The organism is Halobacillus litoralis (genome assembly GCF_009856445.1).
GTDB lineage: Bacteria > Bacillota > Bacilli > Bacillales > Halobacillaceae > Halobacillus > Halobacillus litoralis.
The window spans coordinates 87,542-95,275 of sequence record NZ_WMFA01000011.1 but is presented as its reverse complement, the minus strand read 5'-3'; the positions used below and the strand labels follow the sequence as shown (position 1 = coordinate 95,275).

Sequence of the window (7,734 nt, the reverse complement as noted above, 5' to 3'; positions counted from 1 at the left end):
GAGATTTCCCTTTGCTTTAAGCAAATAAGATCCCTCAGAGACGATGAGGTTGATAGGTCCGAGGTGGAAGCGTGGTGACACGTGGAGCTGACGGATACTAATGGATCGATGACTTATCTATCTGATTTTAATCATTCGTGAAGAACGTTGTTTTTCAAACAAGATGTTTCCTTATTCAGTTTTGAGGGTTCACCTCAAACTTTATATTGATATGGTGGTGAAGGCGAAGAGGTCACACCTGTTCCCATGCCGAACACAGCAGTTAAGCTCTTCAGCGCCGATGGTAGTCGGGTTTACCCCCGTGAGAGTAGGACGCCGCCACGTCATTTAAACAACCCTTCAGGAATATTCCTGAAGGGTTGTTTTTTTATGAATCTTTCTCGAAATTTTGGTAGAATAGTAGTGTACATAGAGTTCATTAATTCTGGCTTTGACCCTCCAACATTAGGTATATGCAGGCGTCTTGGAATGGCGGATTAGGGCTTATTTATGCAGGGGAAGGGTGCAGACAATGGCACAATTGGTAAGGAAAAGGAATACGTTTTGGAATTGGAAATATGCCATGATGTTTTTATTGATCCCAATTGGATTTTATTTGGTATCGTTAAAGGAGGATATCGGTTTTCTTCAACATATCTTCTTTGTAGCGATCATTGTTTGGTTGGCATTTGTCGGAATATTTGGCATGACCAACCGATACGAACGGTTGAAAGTGTATGGGTTCTTATATTTATCCAGCAGCCTTCTTTTCTCTTATTTAGGACTTGTATTTATTTGGTAAAAGTTATTGAGTTTCCCAGCATTCCTCGTTATACTGGGTATGAGAATGTATGTTCGGAGGGACCCCTATGCAACTAGTGCGCTGGAGCTACTCGAGAAGAAAAATGGTCCGAGGGTATTTTGATAAGTTTCCATATTCAACGGTTTATTTTAGAAGAATTCGACGATTTTATATCGTGTATATGGTGGACTGGGATGAACACGATCCTCTTGTTTCTCAGAAAGATCGTGAAGATATGCAACATTTAATTAATGAGGAATTAGGTAGATTAAAAGAATACGAACAAAGAAAGTCGAGAAAGGGCTAACCTCTCTCGACTTTTTTTGTCTCCCGTATATACCACCAAGTGGAACAAGGTGTTCATACTACATATCGTGTGAAGTTATGACATAGCTTCCCATGCTGCGTGCATACCTGCCACACGGCCGGTGACCATAGCAGAGGTAATATTGTATCCACCTGTATAACCATGGATATCAAGGATTTCTCCGCAGAAATAGAGGCGTTCCATAAGCTTGGACTGCATCGTGTTCGGGATGATCTCTTTTATTGAAACACCACCTCCTGTGACAAAGGCTTTTTCAATCGGCTGGGAGTCATGCACATGAACATGGAATCTTTTTAACATGTGAGTGAAATTCCGTAATTTTTCATTTGATATGTTTGCTGATTTCTCATCAGGAGCTATCTCGGATTTCTCAAGAACGAAATCAAGCAGTCTTTCGGGCACCATTCCTTTAATTACATTTCGGAAGCTTTTCTTCGAATGTTCTTCCATCATACTCTGAAGTTTGTCTAATAGAACATTTTCTTTATCATCAGGAAGAGCGTCAATTTCAATGGTTACAGGGCGGTGGCCTTTCATGAACTCTTTCACAACATATTGAGAGCATCTTAAGATAGCAGGACCTGATAAACCGAAATGGGTGAACAACATGTCCATCCGGTGGGTAACAATTTTTCTCCCTTTTTCATTTAACACAGAAACATCGACGTCCCTGAGTGAGAGACCTTGCAATGTTTTGTTTTTAATAAATGAATCTTTGGAAAGAAGGGGTACCTCGGTAGGGAAAAGTTCGGTAATGGTATGGCCGGCTTTTTTCGCCCATGCGTATCCATCCCCAGTAGAGCCTGTATGGGGTACGGCTTTACCACCAACTGCGAGAATCAGGGATCGAGTCACAATCTTTTCCTTAGATTTTAGAATAACCTGGTGTTCGTTCTCTCCGTAATGAATGGCGTCCACCGGGGTTTCTGTCCGGACTTCGATATTTAACTCTTTCATACGATTCAAGAGCGCCTGGACTACATCTTTGGCCTTGTTACTGACAGGAAACATACGCCCGTGATCTTCTTCTTTCAATGCGACACCGAGTCCTTCGAAGAAATCAATAATGTCATAATTGTTAAATACAGAGAAAGGGCTGTATAGAAATTTCCCATTCCCAGGAATGTGTTTGATGACTTCATCTTCTGGAAGGCGGTTGGTGACGTTGCAACGCCCCCCTCCCGATATAGCGAGCTTTGTTCCTAGTTTTTTTCCTTTATCAATGAGTAGAGTGTCGACACCTTGCTCGGCAGCCGCAATCGCAGCCATGAGTCCTGATGGTCCTCCACCAATGACAGTTACTTGGTAAGTCATGGATGTCTTCCTTTCTTAGTTCATTCGTTCCTTGTTCTTCCTTTATCTATGATAAAATAGATGAGGTCGATTCTACAATAAAATTGAAGGTGAAAAGCGAATTATGTCAAAGATACTTAAAGGTACGATGTTATTAACGGCCGGAACATTTTTGTCAAAGTTTCTAGGAATGATTTATACTGTTCCGTTTGAAAATATGGTACGTACGGAAGGCACAGATTTATTCTCAATTGCTTACGTCCCTTACAGCATATTACTTAGTCTTTCCAGTATGGGGGTACCTGTAGCTGTCTCCAAATTTGTTTCAAAGTATAACTCTTTGGGAGACTATGAAACAGGACGAAAGATGTTAAAAGCTGGTCTTACCCTCATGTCCATTACTGGTGTATTGGCATTCTTGATTTTGTTCTTTTCTGCGGAACAGGTGGCTGCCTGGACAATTGGTGAAGATTCTGATCGACTTGGACATGCTACGATGGTTATACAAATGGTCAGTTTCGCTCTGCTTGTTATTCCGCCTATGAGTATTACCAGAGGGTTCTTCCAGGGGCATGAATCCATGGCGCCTACAGCCGTTTCGCAGGTGATTGAACAAATAGTAAGAATTGTGTTCTTGCTGGCGTCTGTTTTCGTTATCGTTCAAGTATTACAAGGGCCGATTCCTCAAGCCGTCGGTTTTGCAACATTCGCCGCATTCATCGGTGGAATTGCTTCTTGTATTGTCCTTTATTGGTATTGGAGAAAGCGGAAACCGTTCCTGGATCGTCAATTAGAGGCCCAGGAATACACGTATGGGTTATCCAATAAGGATATGTTCAAAGAGTTGTTCGCCTATGCAGGCCCATTCATTCTAGTGGGTATTGCTACACCTCTGTATCAGCTTGTCGATCAGTTTACATTGGAAAAAGCTATCAAAGCCTCTGGGTTGGAGTATAATAATGCTTTTTCAATCATTAACTTTTTGAGCCATAAATTAATTATGATTCCTGTAACGTTAGGACTTGGATTGTCGTTAGCTCTCTTGCCGGCAATCACACAGGCTTATACTAAAAATGAAATGAACCGTCTGAACAACCAGATCAATCAGGCATTACAAATCGTAGCCTTGTTGATCATCCCAGCTGTCGTCGGTCTTTCAGTCGTAGCTTTTGAGGCCTATGGGACATTCTATGGGGTGGAAGAGCTTGAATATCGTGGGGATCTATTACGCTGGTACGCGCCTGTCGGGTTGTTCCTTGCGTTATATACTGTCACTTCTTCCATTTTACAAGGAATCAACAAACAGAACTTTGCTGTCATAAGTCTTGGTACAGGAATTCTATTAAAGCTGGGACTAAACTGGTGGCTCATTCAGCTATTTGGTGCAAAAGGAGCGATCATTGCCACAGGGATCGGGGTGGCAGCAGCAGTTATCCTAAACTTCGGACGTATTTTCACTTCCATTGAACTTTCTTACCAACAGTTGTTTAAGAGGACGTTGCTCGTGCTGATTTTGACTACGGTCATGGCTATCGTTGTGGTCTTTATTAAATGGATGCTTGGCTTCATTTTAGATCCGATGGAAAGTCGCCTGGATTCTCTGATCGTTCTATTCTTCAGTATAGGTGCTGGAGGTCTGGTGTACTTGTGGTTAACTTATCAGACAACATTGCTCGAACGTGTCTTAGGTAATCGCGTTCGCGTACTGGACAGATTTTTAAAAAGAGGATAAAAGGAGGTCTGGCGAAAATGAGAATTGATAAACTTTTAGCTAATATGGGTTATGGCACGAGAAAAGAAGTGAAAACTCTTTTGAAGGGTGGAAACGTACGAATTAATGGCAACCCTGAAAAAAGTCCGAAAACCCATGTGAACCCGGATGAAGATCTGGTCACAGTGATGGGGGAGGAAGTAGAATATAGAGAATATATCTATTTAATGATGAATAAACCAGGTGACTTGATTTCTGCTACGGAAGATGCCCACGATCCAACCGTCATTGATATTTTACAGCCAGAGGATCAGGTTTTTGACCCTTTCCCTGTCGGTAGGCTGGATAAGGATACAGAAGGCTTGCTGCTGATTACAAATGATGGTCAGTTGAATCATCGTCTGACCTCCCCTAAAAAAGATGTCGGTAAGACTTACTTCGCTGTTATTGATGGAAAAGTAACAGAAGAAGATATAAGAAAATTCTCTGAAGGGGTAACCCTGGATGATGGATATCAAACCAAGCCTGGAAAGTTGGTCATTCTCGAGTCTGACGATGTTTCAGAAATAGAATTAACTATAACTGAAGGGAAGTTCCATCAGGTGAAACGAATGTTCGAAGCGGTAGATAAAAAGGTGACCTACCTTAAACGTGTAATGATTGGTGAGCTTGAGCTTGACGATGATTTAGAGCTTGGTGAGTATAGGGAACTGACAGATGAAGAAATTGACTATTTAATGGAGATCACAAACTTAGAACAGTAGACATCACTGAATAATCAACCAAAAAAACACCCGGAATTTTTTCCGGGTGTCATCTATATTCTCATCTTCTATGATATTTTGACTTTCTTTTCAGTGATTGTCCATTTTCCACGGTGCGGACTTGATACCAGTCCGTTGTATTCCAAAATGCTTAAGTCCCTCTGCATAGTACGGTCTGTGATACCGAACTCGTCTGCTAACTCATTCGTCGATACTGTTCCTCGATCTCTAATGTAGAGGTACACAGCTTTAATTCGATTGAGCATACGGGATGATGGATGATTCAAAAAACCACTCCTTAATCGTCATTGTATGGAACTTGTGGTGCATGTGAATCTCTGAAGTTGGTTTCATTCTACAATAATGTGATGGAACGTGCTACTATAATCGTTTTAATTTACAGATTATTCATCTAATTTACAAAATATTAAAAGTTAGGAGGCTGGAACGATGATGTTACTTCGTAAGTTCTTCCTGAAAATGGTGAAAGTTAACAATACAGTCCTATTTACTGCGAGTGCTCTTCTTATCCTTATCTCGAGTATTTCCATCGTTGTTGTAGAACAAGATACATTCCCTACTCTTTTTGATGGTTTCTGGTGGGTGATGACAACCGTTACGACTGTAGGTTATGGTGATTATTTTCCAGTGACGGTGGCAGGACGCTCCATTGCGATACTATTATATGTCATAGGCATTGGACTTATTGGTATTGTCATAGGAAAAATTATCGACGGTTTAGCCATTTTTCGAAAAAAACGATTGGAAGGTGATATTGTGTATAAAGAGAGCGGTCATTTCGTTATCATTGGATGGTCCCAAAAAGCTCATTTTGCTGTAAAGGAAATGATGGAGACAAATAAGGAATGCAATATTGTCATCATTGATCAATTAAAAGAAGCTCCGATTCTTACAGAAAATATCCACTACATAAAAGGAGAGGCAGCAGACGAAGAGACGCTGATAAAAGCAAACATCTCCCAGGCAAAAGCGGTGCTGATTTTTGCTGATGAGCAAATGGGGAATGAACAGATGACAGACGGGAAAACCCTCTTAATCGCCTCTTCTATTGAGACTGTAGCCCCCGGTGTGCACACCATTGCAGAGATTATGGAAGAGAAACATGTGAAAAACTTCAAACATGCCCAAATCGATGAATTTATTGTTTCTAATGAAACGATTTCTTCCCTTGCGGTACGTTCTGCTTTTAGAAAAGGTGTCTCCGGTATTTATGGCCAGTTGCTTAAGAGATCTGTAGGTGAAGACTTATATTACATTCCGAAGAAAGCCAGTTGGAGAACATACAGAGATGCTTTCGTGTCTTTACTTGATGATGGTGCGACTTTAATAGCTGATCGGAATGATCTGACTATCAATAGAAAATTGGATGAACTTATACCAGATGGGGCAGAGTTATATGCCGTATGTGACAAGCCGACATATGAAAAGATTCTAGGTAAAGGAGAATGAGTATGGACTTTCACGCTTTGAGTAAAAAGTATGAAAAGGAATATTTAGAAAAAGTGATCGAGTTGTTGAAGATTCCGAGTGTTTTCGAGGAAGACCGTAAGTATCCCTATGGAAAACCTATTCATGATGCGTTGGAGAAAATGCTGAGCATCGGGAAAGAAGATGGGTTTATTACGAAAAACGTAGATGGCCATGGTGGTCACATTGAATTCGGTTACGGGGATGAGGTCATAGGTGTTCTCGGCCACTTGGATGTTGTGCCTGCAGGAGCCGGCTGGACCACACCTCCGTTTGATCCTGTGATACGCGATGGGAAATTATATGCCCGAGGTGCACAAGATGATAAAGGACCCGTAATGGCTGCCTACATCGCTATGAAAATTTTAAAAGAGCAAGGTTTTCAGCCGAAGAAAAAAATTCGTTTAATTCTTGGTACCGACGAAGAGCGGGATTGGAAGGGGATTGATTATTATTTCAAGAATGAAACGATGCCTTCTCTTGGATTCACACCTGATGCCTCCTTTCCGGTCATTCATGCTGAAAAAGGGTTATTAGACAGCTATATGACCTACCCGGTGCCAGAAAATGATGGAGAAACAAAAGTCATCTCTGTAAAAGGGGGGGATCGTTTGAATATGGTCCCTGATGAAGCAGTGGCATGGGTTGAATCTCATCTAAATGTAGAGGAGATTTTCAACGACTATTTAGCTCAGCACAAACTTGAAGGATCAGTAAAGGCTGCAGACGGACGGTTTGAGGTGAAAATGAAAGGCAAGGCCGTGCATGCGAGTAAACCTCAGGAAGGACGGAATGCCATTACAGAGCTGTTACGTTTCCTTCAATCCCTTCCTCTGGATGGTGAGTATGAATTATTTATCCAGAAGGTCTATCAGGCGTTTGAAACGACAGACGGAAAAGGATTGAATGTAAAGCAAATGGATGACGTTTCCGGACCCCTCACTTCAAACCTTGGTTCCATCGCAATGGACGAACATACATGTAAATTGGGTTTCAACCTTAGGTATCCTGTAAGTGCAGATTATGGTGTTATTGATCAGAATTTAAAAGAACTTGCAGCAAACAATAAAGGCACGTATGAAGTTTATGATCACCTGGCATCCATTCATCTCGAAAAGGACCACCCTTTTGTAAAAACGTTGCTTTCTGTTTATAACAAAGTCACAGATGAAGAAGCAGCTGCGAAGACGATGGGAGGGGCGACCTATGCGAGAGCTCTTGAAGCTGGAGTTGCTTTCGGCGCCTTATTTGAGGATAGCCCGGATACGGCTCACCAGAAAGACGAACATGTAAGAATTTCAGATATGATGAAGGCCATTCAGATCTATTCCGAAAGCCTGTATGAATTGACAAGATAAAGAAAGAGGGA

General features: G+C 41.5%; 8 protein-coding genes and 2 rRNA genes. 8 read left to right on the top strand and 2 right to left on the bottom strand.

The window, feature by feature from the left end:
* The 4 genes from GLW00_RS17825 to GLW00_RS17810 form a co-directional block, all read left to right on the top strand.
* Positions 1–121: ribosomal RNA gene (locus tag GLW00_RS17825) — 23S ribosomal RNA — on the top strand; the annotation flags it as partial.
* An 89-nt stretch (positions 122–210) separates the two neighbouring features.
* Positions 211–324: ribosomal RNA gene (gene rrf, locus GLW00_RS17820) — 5S ribosomal RNA — on the top strand.
* 187 nt (positions 325–511) lie between these two features.
* Positions 512–781: a hypothetical protein gene (locus GLW00_RS17815; RefSeq protein WP_160916346.1), complete on the top strand. Its 270-nt coding sequence runs from the start codon at positions 512–514 to the stop codon at positions 779–781.
* A 67-nt stretch (positions 782–848) separates the two neighbouring features.
* Positions 849–1,088 (top strand): protein YuzH, encoded by a 240-nt coding sequence (locus GLW00_RS17810; protein ID WP_237417557.1) that lies wholly within the window; start codon positions 849–851, stop codon positions 1,086–1,088.
* Positions 1,089–1,163: 75 nt separating this feature from the next.
* Here GLW00_RS17810 and GLW00_RS17805 read toward each other — a convergent pair whose 3' ends face one another.
* Positions 1,164–2,423 carry a BaiN/RdsA family NAD(P)/FAD-dependent oxidoreductase gene (locus GLW00_RS17805; RefSeq protein ID WP_160916344.1) on the bottom strand — a complete coding sequence of 420 codons (1,260 nt, stop codon included), beginning with the start codon at positions 2,421–2,423 and terminating at the stop codon, positions 1,164–1,166.
* A gap of 103 nt (positions 2,424–2,526) precedes the next feature.
* Between GLW00_RS17805 and GLW00_RS17800 the strand changes: the two genes are divergently transcribed.
* Together GLW00_RS17800 and GLW00_RS17795 are read left to right on the top strand one after the other, a co-directional pair.
* Positions 2,527–4,134, top strand: a complete 1,608-nt coding sequence (locus tag GLW00_RS17800) for a putative polysaccharide biosynthesis protein (RefSeq protein WP_160916342.1) — start codon at positions 2,527–2,529, stop codon at positions 4,132–4,134.
* A gap of 17 nt (positions 4,135–4,151) precedes the next feature.
* Positions 4,152–4,877 carry a pseudouridine synthase gene (locus GLW00_RS17795; RefSeq protein ID WP_160916340.1) on the top strand — a complete coding sequence of 242 codons (726 nt, stop codon included), beginning with the start codon at positions 4,152–4,154 and terminating at the stop codon, positions 4,875–4,877.
* A gap of 68 nt (positions 4,878–4,945) precedes the next feature.
* Here GLW00_RS17795 and GLW00_RS17790 read toward each other — a convergent pair whose 3' ends face one another.
* Positions 4,946–5,143, bottom strand: coding sequence for a DeoR family transcriptional regulator (locus GLW00_RS17790; RefSeq protein WP_370551134.1), 198 nt, complete (start codon positions 5,141–5,143; stop codon positions 4,946–4,948).
* A 184-nt stretch (positions 5,144–5,327) separates the two neighbouring features.
* Between GLW00_RS17790 and GLW00_RS17785 the strand changes: the two genes are divergently transcribed.
* Both GLW00_RS17785 and pepV read left to right on the top strand, forming a co-directional pair.
* Entirely contained in the window at positions 5,328–6,347 is a 1,020-nt protein-coding gene (locus GLW00_RS17785; RefSeq protein ID WP_160916338.1) for an ion channel, read from the top strand.
* 2 nt (positions 6,348–6,349) lie between these two features.
* Positions 6,350–7,723: a dipeptidase PepV gene (pepV, locus tag GLW00_RS17780; protein WP_160916336.1), complete on the top strand. Its 1,374-nt coding sequence runs from the start codon at positions 6,350–6,352 to the stop codon at positions 7,721–7,723.
* Positions 7,724–7,734: the final 11 nt, after the last annotated feature.

Bases quoted from the DNA above. Each gene is read 5' to 3' on its own strand.
- GLW00_RS17810 (WP_237417557.1), top strand. From the start codon at position 849: ATGCAACTAGTGCGCTGGAGCTACTCGAGAAGAAAAATGGTCCGAGGG.
- pepV (WP_160916336.1), top strand. From the start codon at position 6,350: ATGGACTTTCACGCTTTGAGTAAAAAGTATGAAAAGGAATATTTAGAA.
- GLW00_RS17805 (WP_160916344.1), bottom strand. From the start codon at position 2,423: ATGACTTACCAAGTAACTGTCATTGGTGGAGGACCATCAGGACTCATG.
- GLW00_RS17795 (WP_160916340.1), top strand. From the start codon at position 4,152: ATGAGAATTGATAAACTTTTAGCTAATATGGGTTATGGCACGAGAAAA.
- GLW00_RS17785 (WP_160916338.1), top strand. From the start codon at position 5,328: ATGATGTTACTTCGTAAGTTCTTCCTGAAAATGGTGAAAGTTAACAAT.
- GLW00_RS17800 (WP_160916342.1), top strand. From the start codon at position 2,527: ATGTCAAAGATACTTAAAGGTACGATGTTATTAACGGCCGGAACATTT.
- GLW00_RS17815 (WP_160916346.1), top strand. From the start codon at position 512: ATGGCACAATTGGTAAGGAAAAGGAATACGTTTTGGAATTGGAAATAT.
- GLW00_RS17790 (WP_370551134.1), bottom strand. From the start codon at position 5,143: ATGCTCAATCGAATTAAAGCTGTGTACCTCTACATTAGAGATCGAGGA.